The organism is Serratia aquatilis, from assembly GCF_044865145.1.
Lineage (GTDB): Bacteria > Pseudomonadota > Gammaproteobacteria > Enterobacterales > Enterobacteriaceae > Chania > Chania aquatilis.
Genome location: NZ_CP173186.1, coordinates 973,663 through 994,727 on the forward strand (window position 1 = coordinate 973,663; position 21,065 = coordinate 994,727).

Annotated in this window: 16 protein-coding genes; 11 read left to right on the forward strand and 5 right to left on the reverse strand. The window is 48.1% G+C overall.

Annotated elements, in window-relative coordinates:
• Positions 1 to 32 precede the first annotated feature (32 nt).
• Together SAQUA_RS04445 and SAQUA_RS04450 are read right to left on the reverse strand one after the other, a co-directional pair.
• Positions 33 to 965 (reverse strand): LysR substrate-binding domain-containing protein, encoded by a 933-nt coding sequence (locus SAQUA_RS04445; protein ID WP_380676122.1) that lies wholly within the window; start codon positions 963 to 965, stop codon positions 33 to 35.
• Positions 966 to 1,293: 328 nt separating this feature from the next.
• Complete coding sequence (locus tag SAQUA_RS04450; RefSeq protein WP_380676120.1) at positions 1,294 to 1,938, reverse strand: LuxR C-terminal-related transcriptional regulator; 645 nt, start codon at positions 1,936 to 1,938, stop codon at positions 1,294 to 1,296.
• Positions 1,939 to 2,572: 634 nt separating this feature from the next.
• Between SAQUA_RS04450 and SAQUA_RS04455 the strand changes: the two genes are divergently transcribed.
• The 9 genes from SAQUA_RS04455 (at position 2,573) to SAQUA_RS04495 (ending at position 15,750) form a co-directional block, all read left to right on the forward strand.
• The gene (locus tag SAQUA_RS04455; protein ID WP_380676118.1) at positions 2,573 to 3,112 is read left to right on the forward strand and encodes a fimbrial protein; all 540 of its coding nucleotides are present in this window, start codon (positions 2,573 to 2,575) and stop codon (positions 3,110 to 3,112) included.
• Between the two features lie 194 nt (positions 3,113 to 3,306).
• The gene (locus tag SAQUA_RS04460; protein ID WP_380676116.1) at positions 3,307 to 5,952 is read left to right on the forward strand and encodes a fimbria/pilus outer membrane usher protein; all 2,646 of its coding nucleotides are present in this window, start codon (positions 3,307 to 3,309) and stop codon (positions 5,950 to 5,952) included.
• Between the two features lie 22 nt (positions 5,953 to 5,974).
• Positions 5,975 to 7,087, forward strand: a complete 1,113-nt coding sequence (locus tag SAQUA_RS04465; protein ID WP_380676114.1) for a fimbrial protein — start codon at positions 5,975 to 5,977, stop codon at positions 7,085 to 7,087.
• A 632-nt stretch (positions 7,088 to 7,719) separates the two neighbouring features.
• Positions 7,720 to 9,261, forward strand: a complete 1,542-nt coding sequence (locus SAQUA_RS04470; RefSeq protein ID WP_380676112.1) for a class I adenylate-forming enzyme family protein — start codon at positions 7,720 to 7,722, stop codon at positions 9,259 to 9,261.
• 157 nt (positions 9,262 to 9,418) lie between these two features.
• Complete coding sequence (locus tag SAQUA_RS04475) at positions 9,419 to 10,774, forward strand: MFS transporter (protein ID WP_380676110.1); 1,356 nt, start codon at positions 9,419 to 9,421, stop codon at positions 10,772 to 10,774.
• A 53-nt stretch (positions 10,775 to 10,827) separates the two neighbouring features.
• On the forward strand, positions 10,828 to 12,405 hold the full coding sequence (locus tag SAQUA_RS04480; RefSeq protein ID WP_380676108.1) for an acyl CoA:acetate/3-ketoacid CoA transferase: 1,578 nt from the start codon (positions 10,828 to 10,830) through the stop codon (positions 12,403 to 12,405).
• A gap of 19 nt (positions 12,406 to 12,424) precedes the next feature.
• Positions 12,425 to 13,162 carry a 3-oxoacyl-ACP reductase FabG gene (gene fabG / locus SAQUA_RS04485; RefSeq protein ID WP_380676106.1) on the forward strand — a complete coding sequence of 246 codons (738 nt, stop codon included), beginning with the start codon at positions 12,425 to 12,427 and terminating at the stop codon, positions 13,160 to 13,162.
• 10 nt (positions 13,163 to 13,172) lie between these two features.
• Positions 13,173 to 14,357, forward strand: a complete 1,185-nt coding sequence (locus SAQUA_RS04490) for a thiolase family protein (protein WP_380676104.1) — start codon at positions 13,173 to 13,175, stop codon at positions 14,355 to 14,357.
• A gap of 226 nt (positions 14,358 to 14,583) precedes the next feature.
• Positions 14,584 to 15,750, forward strand: a complete 1,167-nt coding sequence (locus SAQUA_RS04495) for a CdaR family transcriptional regulator (protein ID WP_380676102.1) — start codon at positions 14,584 to 14,586, stop codon at positions 15,748 to 15,750.
• Positions 15,751 to 16,398: 648 nt separating this feature from the next.
• Here SAQUA_RS04495 and SAQUA_RS04500 read toward each other — a convergent pair.
• From SAQUA_RS04500 to SAQUA_RS04510, 3 genes are all read right to left on the reverse strand, one after another.
• Positions 16,399 to 17,418 carry a glycosyltransferase family 9 protein gene (locus tag SAQUA_RS04500; RefSeq protein WP_380676100.1) on the reverse strand — a complete coding sequence of 340 codons (1,020 nt, stop codon included), beginning with the start codon at positions 17,416 to 17,418 and terminating at the stop codon, positions 16,399 to 16,401.
• Positions 17,419 to 18,255: 837 nt separating this feature from the next.
• The gene (locus SAQUA_RS04505) at positions 18,256 to 18,858 is read right to left on the reverse strand and encodes a response regulator transcription factor (RefSeq protein ID WP_380676098.1); all 603 of its coding nucleotides are present in this window, start codon (positions 18,856 to 18,858) and stop codon (positions 18,256 to 18,258) included.
• 72 nt (positions 18,859 to 18,930) lie between these two features.
• A complete protein-coding gene (locus SAQUA_RS04510) occupies positions 18,931 to 19,200 on the reverse strand; it encodes a FaeA/PapI family transcriptional regulator (protein ID WP_380676096.1) in 270 nt (89 codons plus the stop codon).
• A gap of 683 nt (positions 19,201 to 19,883) precedes the next feature.
• Here SAQUA_RS04510 and SAQUA_RS04515 point away from each other — a divergent pair.
• Positions 19,884 to 20,423, forward strand: a complete 540-nt coding sequence (locus SAQUA_RS04515) for a fimbrial protein (RefSeq protein WP_380676094.1) — start codon at positions 19,884 to 19,886, stop codon at positions 20,421 to 20,423.
• An 85-nt stretch (positions 20,424 to 20,508) separates the two neighbouring features.
• The gene (locus SAQUA_RS04520) at positions 20,509 to 21,060 is read left to right on the forward strand and encodes a fimbrial protein (RefSeq protein WP_380676092.1); all 552 of its coding nucleotides are present in this window, start codon (positions 20,509 to 20,511) and stop codon (positions 21,058 to 21,060) included.
• Positions 21,061 to 21,065 lie beyond the last annotated feature (5 nt).

Sequence of the window (21,065 nt, forward strand, 5' to 3'; positions counted from 1 at the left end):
TTCTGCAAAGTAAGGGGCGCATACGATGACACTTATTGCGCAACCTCAGTAGACCAAGGGTAGCTTTTACACTCCCGGTGCAGTTTATCTATCATCGTCCTGGCATGCATCGTCAGCGGCAGACGATGGGAGTAGATAAAGCTGTAGGATGCATCGGGTAATTGCTCTTCGAGCGGTATTATGCATAACTGCTGGCTTAGATAAGGCACCTGGAGGATCTCTTTCGCGGCTACGGTCAAAAAGTCAGCATTTATTACCATCTGCAATGTGATGGCTGCCGTGTCCCCCCTGATAATAGTCTGTGCATTCTCTTCCCCATCGGGGAAAAGCAGCGCATCAAGCTCGCCGTAATAACCTATCTTGGTTGTTGGCAAATACCATTTGGCCTGTTTGAGTTGGCTCAACGAGGTACTGTTAGCCAATGGGTGTCCACGGCGAGCCACCACAGCAAAGGGAGTGGTAAAGAATGGTTCCTCAATAAATTCGCTCGTCAAAACTGTTTCAGGCGACGTTGCGCCGATGACAAAGTCTAATTCCCCTCCTCGCAGTGCAGGTAATAACTCAGAAAGCTGCCCTTCAGTAAGGTTGATGTTGACCTGCGGAAAGCGTTTTTGAAAACGCTGGATTGCCGGTGGCAACATGGTAAAGAAAGGTAACGACGAACTGCCCAACTCAATGGTTCCCTGAGAGATAGCGCTGAGCTGCTTTGCTTCATTGACGGCACGTTCCAACTCTTTCAGCACCAATTGGACGCGTGGCTCAAAAAGTTTTCCTGCTTCTGTCAGTACCACACCACGCGGCCCCCGAACCAGAAGTGAAGTCCCTAACATTTTCTCAAGCTCATTCATTGACTGTGTCAATGCAGGTTGAGTCTGATGCAGGGCTTTGGCTGCAGCCCGAAAGCTCCCATGCTCTATAATTGACTGGAACATTTTAAGCTGGTTGGGTTTGGGCAGATTTTTCATAACTGTGATATCTATTTCTCTCTATATTACTGATTTTTTATATTCCACTTTGGGGATATAAACCATTTTTAGATAAAACCAGTTAGGGAAATAAACTTTTACTGATTCGGTTGTTTATCATAGTGAAAAATAAAAATAGCAAGATGAGACAGGAACTCATGATTTATCTTGGTATTATAACTTGATTTTTCCACGTGATAGGTTGATGTGTCTTTAAAACATCAGCAACGAATTATGCCCAACATTATCCTGAGGGCTTTTCCCTTTATGGTTGTCAATCTATATTACTTGACTATTCATGCTTATACTTTTACATACAGACTGGAGATTATGCCCTCATCAAGTGTGGGATCCTGTTGCTGTGTTTATCTTTACTTCGCAAACTCACCAATGGGCATAAGGAACGAACACCTAATTTAGCTAATGCTGCACGTTTATGATGGCTTACCGTTCTGAAGTTTAGTTGTAAGTTGTCAGCTATCTTTGTCGCTGTATCGCCATCCAACAACATTTGCAGAACCTGTAATTCACGCATGGAGAGCAATGGTGAGGTTCTCTCAAGTTTTTGTGCTTTATTCGTGTTAATGCCTAGCAGTTCCTTTCTTAACTCATCAATCGCTATTGTCTTATCCAATATGGCACTGACGTTACTCAACCTACTAAAGTAATATTTAAGTGAGTTTACCTTGGCGATATCTCCTATCAGTATAACCTTGCTGTTTGGATGCGTTTTGGGTAAATATTCTCCTACTAGTTGCAAGAGCGAGGTTAGATTATAGTCATGGTTATTGAACGTTAAGACGATAAGGTTAACGTTCATCAATGAGTTTAAAATACCCTCACACTTTTCCAGGCTATCAGTACTTTCGACAATATCAAGAGAGACTGATAAGTCGGTATCTCTAATAAACGTTTCTAACCCTGTGCGCATAAAGTTACAGGTGGATTGCAGAACTACTTTTTTTCTTCTCATCGGTTCCTCGTGTTTTTTACGATTGATGTTTTTTAAGTCGGTCTTTTTAAAAGTACACAATTGTTACTTTTTTCATTACATTAGTAGACGTTGATTTTACTGCCTTTAAGTAAAATCAATTCGTCATGATGGACTTTGGGATTTGCATCTTGAGTTAAAGGTAATGTATGTCTGTAAAATAGTTGATGCAGCCCTGTTTATATTTTCAAGTAGTATAGGATTTTGCTGAGATGTTGTGAAGGAAGTATTTTTTATCGGTGATAATCAAAAGTGAACGCTACAAGACGTAATAAAAAATATCAGGGTGATTAAAAGTAAAAACAGGGCAGGCCATGTTGATTTATATTGTTTTTTTTACTTAAAATAGATTATTGTTATCACCTATAGAAAAAACTATATTTACAGCACTTATACCTAATCTCTATAGTACGCCTCGTTGAAAGGTACTTCACTTAAAAGAGTTATCAATCTTTTATTATATAAAGAATACTGACTACAGTCTGCTTTATTATCTGTAAGTGTATGAGGAATAACTCTCTTTGCTAGTGTGCCTCTTGCTCAACAACTCACGTAACTTTTATTAAGCGCCTTTTTATAACTCTGGCGTTTAGTTAACCGTAATTAAGGAATGTAAATGAATAAATTTATCCTGACTGCTATTGCAGGCATGGTTCTCTCTTCTGGTCTGGCAGTGGCTGCTTCTGGTGGCACTATCAATTTTGAAGGGCAGATAAGTAATAATACCTGTGAAGTCGTTGTCGATGGTCAGGCTAGCAACCCGAAGGTAATTCTGCCAACGGTTAGTACCAGCCAACTGGGGAGCGCGGCACAGACGGCAGGAATGACCGGTTTTAACCTGGCGCTGGCCAATTGCAGCGGTAGTTTGAAAACCGCCTCCACTTACTTTGAAGCAGGAGCGTTGGTTGATGTGCTTACTGGCCGTTTGAAAAATACTGGCACGGCACAAAATGTCAGTTTGCAATTGCGTGATGGTACCAGTGCTTCTCAAGCGGTGATTAAGGCGGGTGATGCGGGTCAGATTAACGGCAACTCGTTTGTAAATGTCGAGTCCGGCAGCGCTAATTTGCCCTATTTTGTCGAATACTACGCTGAAGGAGCCGCCACCGCAGGTACGGTTGTCAGTGGTGTTGTGTACTCTATTCAGTACAAGTAATAGCCTCAGGGAGGGAATCCCCCTCCCGAATAACCTATTTCCATTGGATTTTCAGATAAAAAATTACTCCGTGTTATTAGTTCATTTAACATCAAAATCAAATGGTTTTATTTTTATATATATCGATTCTTTAATTAGTCATTAGTCATTAGTCATTAGTCAGCATTCAGTAAATAATCCTTAAGAGATATATTATGCCAAAATTTTTACCCTATGGCTTACAGAGTCAATTATCTCCTTTAGCCGTGGTTATTTTATCATTTTTTTTTGCCGTGAGTGTTACAGCCGATACGACAGCCAAACTCCCACAGGAAGTTGAAAAGAATGTTGAGTTTGATGCATTTTTTCTTCATATCAATGATGAAGCATCAGTTGACCTAAGCCGTTTTGCCCATGGTGCCTCGGCCACTCCAGGGATATACCGTACTGCAATATATGTCAATAATGTATTGATTGATAATAAAGAAGTTGAGTTTAAGTCACGCGAAGATAAATCTGTTTATCCATGTTTGACCGCTGAAATAATAAAAATCATTACATTCAATTATGAAAAATTACCGGTAGACTTTTTAAGCGTTACAGAGACCGGTGAGCAGTGTGTCGATCTACAGCGTAAACTGTCTGATGCCCAGGTTAATTTTGATAGCAGTGAACAGCGTCTCGATTTACTGATCCCGCAGATTTATATGTTGAAAGCGGCGCGAGGCAGTGTTAGCACGGAATTGTGGGATAGCGGTATTTCTGCCCTGATGTTCGGCTATAACGTCAATGGGTATTCCAGTGAATCACGTGGCAAAACATTTAACTCAATGTATGCCGGGGTGAATGCGGGGCTGAATATTGATGCCTGGTATTTACGGCATAACGGCGCCTACAACTGGATGGAAGACGGATCTGCGCAATATAGCAACCGCAACACTTATTTACAGCGGGATATTCCACAAATTATGGGGCGCGCACTGGTTGGGCAAGCGAATACCTATGGGCAACTGTTTGACACCTTGCCGTTTACCGGTATTCAACTGGCCAGCGATGAACGCATGTTACCAGCGTCACAACGCGGCTATGCGCCGGATATCCGTGGAATTGCACGCACCAATGCCAGAGTTACGGTACATCAGAACGATCAGGTGCTGTATGAAACTACGGTAACGCCCGGAGAGTTTCTGATCAACGATCTGTATCCAACTGGATATGGAGGCGATTTGGAGGTGATTGTGCGTGAAGCGGATGGCTCAGAGCAACACTTCCGGGTGCCCTATGCATCAGCGGCACAACTGTTGCGCCCAGGTACATCAAACTATGCGGTTACCGCAGGGAGATTACGCAACGATAACCTGCGCGTTAACCCGGAGCTTTATCAATTGACCTACCAGCGTGGGTTGACTAATACCCTCACGGGATATACCGGCTTGCAGGCCAGCCAGGGTTATGGCGCACTGCAATTAGGCGCTGCAGTAGGCACACCGGTCGGTGCTGTGGCGTTTGACGTGACCCAGGCAAAGGCTCAGGTAGAAAATACGGCGGATGACCAACCCGGAAAAACCTTTAAGGGGCAGAGTTATCAGCTTAGTTACAGCAAAGTGATCCCTGAAACCAACAGTAACCTGTCGCTGGCCGCGTCCCGTTTTTCTTCTGAGGGTTATCTGGACTTTATGACTGCGATGGAGAGCCGTGATGCGGTAGCTAAAGGCGATTCGCCTTGGGCAGTCTCGCGCGCCAAAAATCGCTTTACCGTCACGGCTGGCCAGGGGCTGGCTGAAGGTTGGGGGCAATTGAATCTGAGTGGTTCTGTACAGAACTATTGGAATAAAGAAGGTAGCGAGCAGCAGTTTCAGGTGGGTTACAGCAACCAGTTTCAGCGTTTGACCTACAACATCAGCGCCAATCGCAGCTATTCCAGCTTGGGGGGGAACCAGAATAACTACCTGCTCAGCTTCACCTTACCGCTGGGGCGCAATGACAGGGTGAATACACCCCAGTTGCGTACGGATCTCGCCAAGGACAGCAGTGGCCGTTATGGCCAGCAGATCAGTATTACAGGTGCGGCAGGTAAGGAGAGTCAGTTGGGTTATGCCGTGACGGCTATGAATGCCAATCAGGGCGTGGGTAACAGCGGTTCGCTCAGCGGCAGCTATAGCAACTCATCAACGGCGCTAAATGGCAGTTACAGCAAGGGCAAAGGCTATAACAGCGTGGCGGCAGGTTTGAGCGGTACGGTGATCGGGCATTCAGGTGGCGTGACCCTTACCCCGTATACCTCAGAGACTTATGCCCTGGTTGAAGCCAAAGGGGCTGAAGGGGCCAGCGTGTCGCCTTATCAGAATGTCACGGTTGATTCCCGTGGTTATGCGGTAGTGCCCTACCTGAATGCCTATCAGTTGAACGATGTCAGCATCGATCCGAAAGGCAGTGCTGCTGATGTTGAACTGGATAACACCATGCAGAGAGTGGCACCTCACGCTGGAGCGGTGGTCAAGGTGAAATATGAAATCAAGAAAGGCACCCCTATTCTGATCAATGCCACTCATCAAGGGGAGCCGTTGAGCTTTGGTGCCGAGGTGTTTGATGGCAACGGCAACAGCGTCGGTTCAGTGGGGCAGGGCGGACAAATATATGCGCGCGTGGCACAGGATGCAGGGCAGTTGCTGGTGAAATGGGGGGAGGATCGCGAGTTGCAATGCCGCCTCGGTTACCGATTAATGCCACAGACGCAGAGCAGCACACAGCGCACTATTCAGCAGTTTAATTCGGCGTGTCAATCCGGCACACCGCAAATAGTAACAGGCCAAGTAGTCCATAACAGCAGCGATAAACCCCTCGTAAGCAGCGGTTGGTAAGAGAAGAGAAATGAGTCGATTAATGAATAGAATGAAGATGGTTACACTGCTGTTGGGATTGGCAGCGATCTATGCACATAATGCAAGTGCAGCAGGGGTCTGTTCGTTTGCGGTTGGAAACAGTAAGTCGGTATCGGTAGTTCCTTTACAAGCTCAGAATATTACCGTGGGGCCGGATACACCGAACGGATCGGTACTGCTCTCACACTATGTTGGCGGCAGCAATATCACGGGAGCAGCGCCTACCCCGACGTTTAGCTGTACTTCGTCGCCAACGAGTTACAGTATCGTGGCAAGATACGTCAGAACCAGCACGCCAAAACCGCTTTCTGCCTGGAATGGTTCACCATATCCTGGACAGGTCTTTGAAACTGGCGTTCCCGGAGTCGGTGCTGTTATTTCGTATTGGGGAAGGGCATTCCCAACAGAGAGAACAACCATCAATGTTGGAAGTAATGTGCCCTATTCGGGACATGTTGGCACTGAGTTTGACCTGTTATTGATCAAGATTGGGCCGGTATCACCCGGTACCATTAACGCTGCAGATTTACCCTCTATGGCGGTGGAGGTGACTCCAACCGGGGGGACTGCACTAAGTTTAAATGGCATCAGTTTTTCAGGTAGCATTAATATAGTTTCGCAAACTTGCCAAACGCCAGATGTATATGTGCCGATGGGAACAGTCAATATCGATCAGACCTTTAAGGGGGCTGGGTCGGTATCTACCTGGCGGGATGCCTCTATCCGTTTGACCAATTGTCCTCGGTTCTATGGTTCAAAGTTTCAGGTAAAAAGTTATACCAGCGTGGGGAATGCAACAATTAGCTCCACGGCCAACTCACTGGAACTTAAATTGGCACCGAACACTTCTATTGTTGACGGAACCAAGGGGATTCTCGGTATTAGGACGGGAACGGAGAGTGCTTCGGGGGTCGGTATCCAAATGGCTTATGGCATGGTTAGCGATACATCACCCGCTCTGGCCAATTTTGCGAACAGCAGAAGTTTTAACATGGTCAATAATGATTCAACGACGCAAACGTTGCCACTGGTGGCCAGGTATATTCAGACCAATGATCGGGTAACGCCGGGGAAAGCGGATGCGGCAGTCACCTTTATGATTAATTACTATTAAATGATGCGCTTTGGCTAACCTAGGCTGTGTCCCTTAATGGCCCCAGCCCGAAGGGGCTGCGACGGCACCACGGGCAATTAAGGGACACAGCCTAGTCTCATTAATGGGACTCACCCTACGGGCCAGCGCAAGCGCTGTTCAAATCGGTCAAAGATCAATTTGTCATTGCGTTGCCGCGTTACTCGGCCCAATTCTGGGCCTCGCCCCTGCGGGGCCAGCGCAGGCGCTGTTCAAAAACGTATTGCGTTTTTATCATGCAACTCGAATTATTTAGAGTTTAGCTCGCCGGTATGCCAGAAAGTGTAAGCGTTGCCTGAAATATGCCCATTCAGGGGGCTCTTTATTCCAAATCTGATTTATTCACACAGCCTAGGCTGTATCCCTTTCTTTTTATGCATCTGCATAAAAGCAAACCCGGCAATATACCTTTCCGCTCATAATTTTTATCAATTTCGCTAACATTTGCTAACCGGCACGTCATAACATCGATTTTTTAACCGCCTGCGGGTTGACGTTTTACACAAAGCACCGAGCCCCTACGGCGTGGAAAGATGTGAAATTTTGCGCATTCTTGTAGCGTTGCCTTTCCCTATACTCACCACCATCAGTAAATGTCGGTGAAGGGGCAACCTATGCAGCAGCTAAAAATCACACACCTCTATCAAAGCTTCCAACGGAGCGTTAAGCGTCGGGCTGACCATACCGCCATTTTCTTTGAAGGCCATAAGTACAGTTATAGTCAATTAAATCATAACGTTAATCTGTGCTCAGCCTGCCTGAAAGCGAGTTTTAATCTCGGGAAAGGTGATGTGATTGTTTTGGCTCTGGGTAATCGGCCGGAATTCTGTTCGCTATTTTATGCCGCCATGGCGCTCGGTATTATCGTTGTGCCGTTAAGTACCAAGCTAAAATCGCAGGATAGCCAGATCATCCTGACCAGCGTTAACGCCAAGGCAGTTTTCTTCGATCCCAATAGTCAGCCTTGGATGGCGACGCTGGAGGCCGGAAAGCAAAGCCATCTGGTCTCGCTGGCCGATTGGCAACTGATACTCAGTAATGCCGATGACCAACAGCTGATCAAACCCTTGCAGGCTGCGGCAATCGCAGAGGATGATATTGCCGCCATTATCTACACCTCCGGCACTACGGGCTCGCCCAAAGGTGCCGCGCTCACTCACGGTAATTTTATTGCGGCCATCACTGCTTACCAGAATGTCCTGAAGTTAACCGAGCAGGACAGTGCCATTTTGCCGATCCCCATCTGCCATATTACCGGCCTCTCTGCCTTGCTGTGCCTGTTTATTCATCTTGGCGGTACGCTGCATTTGCAGCAAAGATTCAGTGCGGAAGAGATATTAAAAACCGTCAGCAATCACAGCATTACCTTCCTGCACGGCTCACCAACGGTGTTTATCCTGTTACTCCAGGAAGCTGAAAAACATCCGCAGGCAGGCGATTATGCCAGCTTGCGGATGATCGCCTGCGGTGCCGGGCATTTGAACGTCGGGATCATCGAAAGGTTGGCGGAACTGTTTCCAGCCACGGAAATCAGGCCGATTTATGGGCTGACCGAAACTTCTTCACCAGCCAGTATCTTCCCGGTTGATGTACGTAGCAGCGATAAAATAGGCAGTTCGGGTTTACCTATCCCAGGGTTGATCTGCCAAATCCGTGATGACAATCAGCAGGTGCTTGCCACCGGAGAAGTTGGTCATCTGTGGCTCAAGGGGGCGGTGGTGGTTAGCCAATATTGGAGGAACCTAGCGGCAAATCAGCAGTACTTCCACGATGGCTGGTTCTACACTGGCGATATTGCCTGCCTCGATGAGGATAACTATCTGTATATCAAAGATCGTAGCAAAGATATGATCAACCGAGGTGGGGAAAAAATATACTGCATTGAAGTAGAAAACCTGATTTCGAATTACCCCGGCGTGAAGGAAATTGCCATTGTTCCCAGCAGCAGTAAAATTTATGGTGAAGAGGCCGTGGCCTTTATTGTGGCGCACCGTAATAAACCCTTGGTGAGCGATAATATTATTCATTGGCTATCCAATAAAATTGCTAAATTTAAAATACCTTCAAAAATCGTCTTTACGGCAGAATTACCCAAGAATGCCAATGGTAAAACCGATAAGTTGGCATTGAGAAAAAGATTGACGCAGTCAATATGATAATAGACTGCGACCAATACGTGCGCCAATATAAGGAAACGTTTAGCGCATCCATTTAAATAATAGAGCGTCTGTAACTCTATAAGGGACACAGCCTAATAATAATACGAAAACTCTACCCTATTTAATCGCCTCATCGCGAGGAGGAGTATTTATCATGTCAAATCGGCAGTTAGATATTGCACTGAAAAATCAGGCAGCAATAACCAATGCGAAAATATATAAACATTTGATGCCATTACTGATCATTGTTTATATCATCAGCTTTATCGACCGAACTAATATCGGCATCGCTCGTGCTTCAATGTCCATCGACCTTGGCCTGTCCGCAACCGCCTACGGCTTAGGGGCCGGGCTATTCTTTCTGACCTATTCCACGATGGAGATCCCCAGCAACCTGATTATGGCGCGAGTTGGGGCCCGTTTCTGGATCACCCGTATCATGTTCACCTGGGGCCTGATTTCCGCTGGTATGGCCTTTGTTACCGGCCCAACCTCTTTCTATATCATGCGTCTGTTGTTAGGGGCTGCTGAGGCAGGGCTGTACCCCGGTATTATCCTGTACCTCACTTACTGGTTTGGCCGTGAAGAGCGAGCCAGGGCTGTAGGTATGTTCCTGCTCGGTGTCTGTATCGCCAACATCGTCGGGGCTCCGCTGGGTGGCGCTTTGCTGATGTTGGATGGCCTGGGTGGAATGCATGGCTGGCAGTGGATGTTTATTGTGGAAGGCATACCGGCGGTATTACTGGCGTTCTATGTGTATGCCGTACTGCCCAATAAGCCGCGAGATGCCAAATGGCTGACTAAAGCCGACGTTGAGTATATTGAAAACAAGCTGGCCGCCGAGCAACCGGTAGGGGTAGACAAAAACCAGAAATTCTCCTTTAAAACGGCGTTTACCAATAAGACCTTTATGCTGATCGTGGCGATATATTTCACCCATCAGATCTCGGTCTATAGCCTGACCTATTTCCTACCAAGCATTATCAATAGCTACGGCAAAATGAGCACTCTGACGCTCGGCATGCTCACCGCTATCCCTTGGATCGCGGCTGCATTAGGGGGCTTTTTCCTGCCCAAATATGCCAACACCGCATCACGCTCACGCATCATGTTGGTATCCGGCTTTATGTCGATGGCCGTCGGCTTCCTGATTGGCGTGCTGGGTGGCCCAGTGTTGGGGCTGATCGGCTTCTGTATCGGCGCTTCGATGTTCTTCGTGGTGCAATCCATCATCTTTACCTACCCGGCAACGCTGATGAGCGGCCCAATGCTGGCTGGTGGGCTGGGGCTGTTGGCCTGTCTGGGGATCACCGGGGGGTTCTTTGGGCCTTATGTGTTCGGGCTGTTGGAAGATAAAACTGGTTCACCCAGTGCGGGTCTGTGGTTTGCCATTGTGCTGCTGATCCTTGCCACTATCGGTGCTGCGCGGGTGAAACAACCTGCGGGTAGTAAGGATAAGGCCGCCAATACAAGCCCCGTTGCAGACATGCAAACTGTGATTGAGAAATAGAGCCTAGACGCGGTGCCAGTGGGCACCGCAGCACAGACGTAAGGTAGGCAGTGATGAGAAATAAAGTGATTTCGGCTCGGCAGGCTGCGGATTTAGTGAAAAACGGTTCAACCTTGTGCACCATCGGCATGACCTTGGTCGGGGCGGCGGAATCGTTTTTGAAGGCGCTGGAGCAACGCTTTCTGGATACAGGTGCGCCCCATGGCTTGACCTATATTCACTCGGCCGGGCAGTCGAACCGTGAGCGGGGTAATCAGCATTTTACTCCGCCTGGAATGGTAAAACGTATTATCGGTTCACACTGGGGGTTGGCACCCAAGTGGATGGAAAAGATTGCGGCCAACGAGGTCGAGGCATTCTGCCTGCCACAGGGGCAGATTGTGCATCTGTATACCGCAATGGCGGCTGGGCAGGCGGGGTATCTGTCCAAGGTGGGGCTGGGTACATTTATCGATCCCCGTCTGGAAGGCGGCAAAATGAATACGTTAACCCGCGCGCTACCGGATTTGGTGGAAGTGGTCAGCCTGCGTGATGAGGAATATCTGTTTTACCCGGCGATCCCGTTGGACACGGTGATCATTCGTGGTACCACGGCGGATCGCGCTGGCAATCTCACCTGTGAAGAAGAGGCGATGAAGCTGGAAATTCTGCAGGCGGTACTGGCGGCGAAACGCTTTGGCGGCAAGGTGATCGCCCAGGTGAAATACCTGGCAGAGAAGGGGAGTTTGCATCCTAAACAGATCGTCGTGCCGGGGAACTTTATTGATGCGGTGGTAGTAAGTGAAAACCCTGAGCAGGACCACCGCCAGACTTCATCCTGGTTCTATGATCCGGCCTATTGCGGCAACCTGATCGCGCCTGCCAGCGAAGTGGAACAGTTACCGCTCAATATCCGCAAGGTGATTGGCCGCCGCGCTTGCCAGTTCTTATCCCCAGACTGTGTGATCAATCTGGGCACCGGTATTCCCAACGATGTTATTGGCACCATCATTCATGAAGAGGGGGTGAGTGAAGAGGTAACCATCACCGTTGAGTCCGGTATTTATGGCGGTGTGCAGGCCGGTGGCATTGATTTCGGTATCGGTAAAAACCTGACCGCCATGATTAACCATCAGGAGCAGATGCTGTACTACAACGGTGCCGGTGTGGATATCACCTACATGGGAGCCGGGGAGATGGACGCCAACGGGCATGTCAATGCCACCCGCATGGGGGATCGCTGTACCGGTGCTGGAGGATTTATCGACATTACCCAAAGCGCACACCACGTGGTGTTTTGTTCTACCTTCACTGCCAAGGGGCTTGAGGTGACATTCCAGCGGGGGCAATTAAAGATCCTGCAGGAGGGTTCGGTCAAAAAACTGGTGAAGTCAATTAATCAGATTTCTTACAACGGTGAAATAGCTCGCCAGAAAAAACAGAAAATGCATTTGGTGACCGAACGAGCGGTGTTTGAACTGACGGAGCGGGGCCCGGTACTGATAGAGATTGCTCCAGGCGTAGACCTGGAACGGGATATTCTGCAGCAAATGGAATTTATGCCGATTATTTCCGCTTCATTAAAACAGATGGACGCTGCGCTATTTTGTGATGCTCCATTTGGCCTGAAAGAAATGCTGTCCAGAAATTAAAAACGATAAGGAGTACCCTATGTCTTTAATAAATAAAGTGGCGATTGTCACCGGGGCCAGCCGTGGTCTTGGGCGAGGCATTGCCCAAGTATTGGCAGCAAAGGGGGCCGCAGTGGTTATCTGCGATGTTGACCAGGAAGGTGGCAATAAAACTGCCGCCGAGCTGGTGAATGCCGGTCATAAAGCCATTTTTATCCCCTGTAATATTGCTAATCGTGAAGAGGTTAACCGGTTATTTATACAAACCGAGCAGCAACTGGGGCCGGTGGATATTCTGGTGAATAATGCCGGAATTAATCGCGATGCCATGCTGCACAAGTTAACGGAAGAGAATTGGGACTTGGTCATCGACATCAACCTGAAGGGCACTTTCCACTGCATGCAGGAAGCCGCAGTGCGGATGCGTGAACGTGCCGGTGGACGGATCATCAATATTTCTTCCGCCAGTTGGTTAGGTAATCTGGGGCAGGCCAACTACGCCGCCTCAAAGGCTGGGGTGATCGGCCTGACGAAAACGGCCTGCCGCGAATTGGCGAAGAAAGGCGTCACCGTTAACGCCATCTGCCCTGGTTTTATTGAAACCGACATGACTCGCGGGGTGCCGGAAAAGGTCTGGGAGATCATGATCGGTAAAATCCCTGCTGGCTATGCCGGCGATCCGGTCGATGTCGGTCATTGCGTCGCGTTTCTGGCATCCGACGAAGCGCGCTATATCAATGGCGAAGTAATTAACGTCGGCGGCGGCATGGTGCTGTAAGGAGAATCGAATGAAGAATGCAAATGACATTGTGGTCGTCAGCGGCGTACGTACGGCGATCGGCACTATGGGTGGCAGTTTTAAACAGACACATCAGCACGATTTGGGTGCGGCGGTGATCCGTGAAGCCGTTGCTCGAGCCGGGCTGCAGCCAGCACAAATCGATGAGGTAGTGGTGGGCAACGTGGGGCAAGTTGCAGAGAGCGGTTTTATCGCCCGTATTTGCCAATTGCGCGCAGGTTTACCCAACGAGACAACGTCTTACTCGGTGAATCGGCAATGTGGCTCCGGCCTGCAAGCGATTGTTGACTGCATGCTGGAATTGCAAACCGGGAATGCGGAGATCACCGTTGCCTGCGGGACAGAAAATATGACCCAGCTTCCCCACTATATTCGCCAGGCGCGTTACGGTTATCGTCTTGGGCATGGCGAGTTGGAGGACGGTATCACCTCTATTCTGACCTGGCCGGAAGGGCCTTATCATAACGGCATGACCGCCGAGTTTGTGGCAGAACGTTTTAACATTAGCCGTGAGGCGATGGATGAGTTTGCCTGGCAAAGCCAGCAAAAAGCTTTAGCCGCCATCAAAGAGGGCTATTTTACCTCGCAAATCTTGCCGCTCGAAGTTCGTGAAGGCAAAAACAGCCGCCTGTTTGCTATCGATGAACACCCAAGAGACACACCGAAAGAGAAGTACGCGCAACTAAAGCCTGCGTTTAAAAAAGACGGTACGGTCACGGCGGCAACCTCATCAGGTATCAATGATGGGGCGGCGGCGCTGGTTATCACCACCCGGGCTAACGCAGAAAGACAGGAGCTGCCGATCAAGATGGTGATCCGGGGATGGGCAGTGGCCGGTTGTGAGGCCGAAATAATGGGCTTCGGCCCAGCTCCTGCGACACGCAAGCTGATGCAAAAGCTGAATATGTCGGTGCATGATATCGATCTGATCGAGCTTAATGAGGCCTTTGCCGCACAATCGCTGGCGGTGATTAACGATCTGGAGTTGGACCAGGCCAAAGTGAACGTCAACGGTGGGGCCATAGCGTTGGGGCACCCTGTTGGTGCCAGCGGGGCCATTATTTCGGTAAAACTGATGTATGAGATGGAACGGCGTGGTGTGAATAGCGGTTTAGCCACCATGTGCATTGGCGGTGGGCAGGGGATTTCTATGTTGTTTGAGCGGGAAAGGTAATATTTGAGCAAAGAAGGCCGAACCATGCGCCCCATCCCTTTTGGATAGGGGTGCTATGCTGGGTTTGGCTCCGTGCCCAACTCCTTCTTAAAACGATCTGCATTAGCTGATTGGGTGGTTTTACTTATTGCCGCAGAAATAGCGGCGGAGGAATGATAAGAAATATCCAGTATTATCTTACGGGCCACTCACTATAATGAAGGGTTTATATCATCAGGGTATAAATATGCTGATCACTTTAGAATTAGCAAATACCATTGTGAAGCGTGCAATGGGTATTATCCATTATAACGTTAATGTTATTGATCATAGAGGAGTGATTATTGCTTCTGGCGAACCACAGAGAATTGGTGAGCGGCATGAGGTAGCCGATGAGGTGATTAAGAACCGCCAGCGGATGACGATTGAAAATGCTCAGCAAGCGGCCCGGTATAAAAATGTTCAACCCGGGATTAATCACCCTATTATCGTTGATGATCAGGTGGTTATGGTTATTGGTATCAGTGGCAATCCTGCGGCAATAGCGCGCTACGCCGAGTTGGCTATTCTGGCGGCGGAGTTGCTAATCAAGCAGTCTTTAGATATCCGCGAGATGAATTGGCAATACCGTATCAGGGATCTATTGCTTAAGCAGTACCTGGAGGTGGGTGATACTGAAAAAGGTAAGGAGATTATCCAGCAGTTGGTGCGCCAAGAGATTGATTTGTCACAACCGTTGTTACCGCTATTGATTAATATCGAAACCGGTGGCCATTTACTAGGGCAAACTATCGACCATATTCTTAATAAACTCTCACAGATTTTAAAATCTCAGCGGGTTATATTACTCAGCAATGATGAAATATTGTTAATTATTACCGCTATCGAACAGACAGAAGCAACGGTTAATGATGTTAACGCATTTATGGAAACGCAGTTGAGTCACTACACCATCGGTGTGGGAGTAGAATCGGCTTCCGCCGAGATTTTCCGCCAGTCGGTATTTATGCTTAAAGAGATGATCGAACATGGGCGGGGCTTGCTGCCGGAACAGCGGGTATTCAATGGTAAGCAGTTTGCCTTTGGTGGGCTGTTGAATGAAGCTAGAACCAGCTCATTTACCCTCTATTTTAAACAGAGAATTGCCAAATTGCTGGAATTGGGTACTGGCCAGATGTTGCTCAACACCTTAAGCACCTATATTGCGCACAATGCCGAGTTGGTTAACGCCGCGCGGGCGCTTGGCATCCACCGCAACACGCTCACCTATCGGCTAAACCAGATCAAAGAAGCGACTTCATTGGATCCGTTTAACTTCAAGGAACTTAGCCAACTGATGATTTCACTTTACTATCATCATGGCGCGCCGCTGCTGTACTTACCTACAGCTGATCTTGAAAGGTTGGAGCAGTGAATTTCCTGGCTTCAGCCCGTCTGCTAAGTGTAGTGTGCGCGACATGGTAATGTTTTTTAACCTGATTTTTGTTAATAGTCTTCTACATCAGGCGTTGTTCATGGGATATTCAGCGATTGATCAGAATGCTCAATCTGAGCTTGAGTCTCACAAAGTGATCTACGTTTTCGCGTATACTCGTCATACTTCAAGTGCATGGGTGTTGGCTACGTCGATTACTCGGCCCGTCCATAAGCCTCGCCCCTATGGGGCCGCTGCAAGCAACGTTTAAATCTGCTCCAGGCAGATTTGTCGCACCAGTCACATAGTGGGCTATGCTCCTGGCGACTTTCAGACTTGCCGCCTACATGCAACTCGAATTATTTTGGGTATAGAGCATACATATTGAAATAAAAGGCTACCAAACCAACGGAGCAGGTTTTGCTATGCGGTTTGATATTATTGATTTACGTCTGTTTCTGAACGTTTGCAACACTGATGGACTATATGTTGGCTTATCTTAATCTATCTGGTGCCTGATGAGTCTCAGAAATGATACGTTTTCCACTGAGCAATTCCGTTTTACAAGTTCTGCAACAGGCCGGTTGGCCGTTCATTGTCTGTACCAGAGAAACCAGATAATGAACGGCTTTAACCCCTAAAAGAGGGTTATCCGGTCACTTCCTGGCTAAGCACCTCGTTTCTCAAATCAATAAAACTTCCATAGACTTGATCCGTAGATAAGCTATTAACATGATTATCAGTGGCTTCCAAAACCCGCGATGGTACCTGCCAAGGCCCCCAATGGTATCCATCACTATTTCCAAACAGGGCTACCACAGGCTTACCGACGCCTGCGGCGATATGGAGTGCCCCACCGTCGCTGGTCACGATTTGATCACACAAAGCCATCCCCGCCATCAATTCGCGTATATTGCTGGTTTTGTATGGGATGAGATCAATATCACTGCAACTTTGAGCGATCACTGCAGCTTTCTCATCGTCACCTGGATGCATAGGGTTATCACTCGAGCCTGGCGACCAAAAAAGCATGATTCTGCAAGGTTCCCGTTGAGATAAACGATGTGCGAGTTCAATAAAGTACTCTACCGGCCATCTCTGATTGGGTTTTCTTGAACTGATTTGCAGGCCATACAACGGTAACTTGTTCTGGGTACTGATTTTTTCAGCTGCTTGTTCAATTTCAGCTGGAGTAACATATAGCTCAAGTTTACCAGGCCGTAACTCACAACCTAGTGGCCTCGCTAATTGGACCAGTTCCTCAACAAGGTGCATTTTCTCCTGTATGTAGGGGATCCTATCGGTGATGACTGCTGGAGCATCTTCGCCAATCGAGATAACACGCTTTGCTCTGGACAACCTGGCCCAGGTTAAGGCTCTTTTGTTCCAGTTACCTGCGATTAAAGCAACGTCATAACCCGTTCTCCAAATATCCAACGTTGTTTTTAAGCGATGAGCAACCGCGCCAATCTTGGCTTTCAACGATGTTTCATGGTGTGACTTGGTGTAGTGATAGACGTTAGTGACATGCGGATTACCATCCAGCACTGGCATGTTATAAGTGTTAACCAGCACGTCGACTTGATGCTCTTTGGCCAACATGGATATAAGAGGGGTCGTCAGAATCAGATCGCCAATGTTTTCTCGCCGGATTAATAAGACTTTCATCAATCATCTCTTCAGTTAGTACGCTATCCCCGAAATACGACAATTCGCATGGGGGTTGGCTGCATCTGTTGCTCGGCCCGAGTTTGGTAAGATTTACTTTGTGGCCAGCACTGCCCCAGTAACAAAACGAGGGTGTAATGCTCGGAAATGTTCTGTAACGAGCAGTGACCGAAGCGGATAATATCATGCGACAAGAAAAAATTTCTCACAAGAATACGGATCTTTCTGACGTAATGTGAGCACAGCACCAAGCGAGAATCTGGCTTTCAAGTTATTTCAGGCTGAATGCTCTGCGGGCGTTATAACGACGCCTGCGAAACAGCTTCTTGCCTTGCCTGACCACCAGGTACAGGACTTCACCGCTGAGCCTGCTGTGATTGGCCTTGCCAAATAAAAATCATGTCTGACTTGACAGCTTCTTAGGTTGTGTCCCTTAACTGGACGCGAACGTCAATGGCGGTCATTTGTACGCAGAGCAAGGCGTGAGGTTTGGTGGATCCAATAAACGGCGACAACGCAGCAATGCGTACGAATGGCCCCAGCCCTGCGGGTCGTGCCCCAAAAAAACATCCTCTGCATTGTCGGGCTTGAACAGAGGGCTACTCTGCCCTTCGTCCTTCGCCTTGATAATGGGCTTTTGGGTCTGCGACGGCACCACGGACAGTTAAGAGGGACACAGCTTAGTGTCTTGCGCTACTGGCGTATCAGGAATTTGATGACTCTCTATAGGGATGCCCAGTGCGTCGAGAACGTTCTAAAGGAATGGTAGGGGGAGCGCCATGTAGCACCAGAAAAATCGTAGCGATCTAAAGTGATAAATCATTGGAAATTAGATGATTAGCATATCATGTTTAATTGAGGGATACGGCCTAATTCTCCCCCGCAGGTGACTCCGTCCTGCAGTAGCCAGTTATATAGTTCGTGTGTACTTTTGAACCCCAATTTGCGCATTGCGGCATGCTTATGGGCGCTGACGGTCTTGGTACTGATTTGCAGCCTCTTCGCTATCTGATGATGGGTAAGTTCTGCTGCGATGCCACGCAGAACATCATGTTCCCGAGAGCTGATTCCAATACCAGTCGTATGATAACGAACTTGGTTTGAGGACGATGATGTAAACAGTTTATCCAGCAGGCGAAACATCGCTTCCGGTTTTTCTCGACGGTTGATTTCCCCTAGCCGACGAAAGAGACCTTCTTCTCCTGATTCGTTTTTCCGTGCGATAACAATTTTATGTCGTTCGCACCCAACATTCTCCCAGGACATTGTGCTCTTGATAATCAGGTCTACCATCATTAGGTCGACAATATTGGCCTTATTAAAAGTCATAAATACAACAGAATTTCCCTTAGCATGAAAGTAAGAGTTAAGAATATGTTGCATTCCTTGTATAAAGAAGTGATCGTTGTCCCACATGCCAATAATAATTGGTGACTTCATTTTATCTCTCGAACTCTATTCCTCTTAGGCATTATTACGCATTCTTGCTCGTAGACGAGGGGTAGTGATTGCTCATAATGCAGGGGTTGGGGGGGCAATATGCCAGCGTAGACTATTATTTATCGAACCGTCTGACATATAAGCTTTTTTACTCTTTGCTAGCTTCATTAAATAACGCCGGGATGTATAGATATCCATACCACAATAATCGGCAATATGCCGAGTTTTCGGCCATAATGACTGGGGAGGTAAGGTAGTTGACGAGCACTTAATATCGCACAATGTCCGCAATGCCGTCAGGACCCGAATCAGCTCTTTGTTGCTATCTGATTGATTAGACATACTTATTATCCTTACTTGGCCGATCTATCTGTTGTTTCCTGAATCGGTAGAACACCAGCGGAGAAGAAGGGGATACCGCACTCCATTTACCCACAGTCTGCACTCTGTCCTATTGCTGATACTCTACAGTAATGCCGAGTAATATATAACTAAAAACCACTTATTCGATCAATAAGATCGCCAAAAAATAACAACTCGATATAATATGCTGGATTTGCGTTTCTTGATGAACATATAAATCGCGATGTGAAAACAATACAATAAAAGTAAGGATATTATGGTGAAATTACAGCGCGTGAATAAAAAGGCTTTTAAAAGTATTTAATGTTAGCAATAATTTTCGCAACAAATCAGGGGAGGGATTTTCTTCACATTAATTATGTTTTTACGTGTGAGAAGATTCTTAGCTCAGATAAATGGGATTGGAATTTATCAACGGATGATATGGATTTTTCTTATGTTGCTCGTAACCTTTTCATTCCTTTTATCACCCTGCTTGTAATTAAGAAAGGACGGATCCTTTTTTATCATCAATCGGCAAGGATGCACGTCGATACTGCATTCCTCTATTAATAATGAAGGCTTTCGGCTTTGGTCGGACAGTGTGCTTTATTTGCGGGGTCAGGCGTTTCGACATAACTCGTTAAAACTCGTTAATTAACGTTCTAAAGGAATGAACAAGCATGAAACTGAATAATATTGCAATGGCCACTGTTATGGCGTTTGGTCTGGTGTCTTTTGCCAATGCAGACCAGGGTAGCGGCAAAATTACCTTTACTGGCTCTATCATTGATGCGCCATGCTCCATCGCAGCAGGGTCCCTGGACCAGACTATCCCATTGGGCGCGGTGTCCAACGTGGCCCTGGCAGCTAACGGCAACACCGGTATGTCTTCGCCAGAGCCATTCAGCATCGAGCTGAAAGACTGTGTGATTGCCACTACGGGCACCAAAGACAAAGTAACCGTGACCTTCAAAGGTTCTGCCTCCAGCTATGATGCTGAAAGCCTGGGCATGATGGGCTCGGCGCAAGGGGCTTACATTCTGATTTCTCAGGCGGATGGTGCCAAGGTCAAGCTGAACACCAAGACTGCTCAGCAGACCGTGTCAGACGGTAACAACACTCTGAACTTCACCGCAGCGCTAAAAGGCGGCGGTGCTGGTGCCACTATCGTTCCGGGCAGCTTCCAAGTGCCTACCGAGTTTGTATTGGATTACCAGTAATCCCCCTCACTGCATAACGCAGTGATGTCTGACCTGCGGCGGTTTGCCGCAGGTTTCTTTACCGTCTCGACACAGGAGTGTACCAATGAAACGGAGTTCTCCCGCGTTGCCCTGCGTGCTGCCTTTCCTGCTGATGTGCCGTGCCTTTGATGTTTCAGCTGCGGTGATGCCTCCCGACATTCTGGTACAGGGGCGCGTCAGCATGATAGGCAGCATCATGGAGGCGCCCTGCACCATTGCGGTGGGGGAGCAGGCGCAGACCGTGGTGATGAAGACTTTGCCGATTGAACAACTCGCGCGTGCGGGGCAAGGCCCGGAGCAGGGGTTTACCCTGCGGCTGGTGGACTGCATCCTGCCTCGTCCTGACTTGGGGCAGTCGAACTGGCAGCTTTTTCAAATGACCTTTGACGGTGCGCGAGACCGCGAACACTTTGGCGTGTTCGGCACTGCACAGGGGGTGGCGCTGCGGATACAGGATACACAAGGGCAGGCCGCCCGGCCTGGGGAAACCTTGCCCGTGACGTTGATGCCAGGGGACCCGACGCTGCACTACCGGGTGAATCTGGTGAGCAACCAGCAACCGCTCAAAGCCGGGGAGTATCGCTCGGCTATCCGGTTCAGAATGGATTATTACTAAAGGGA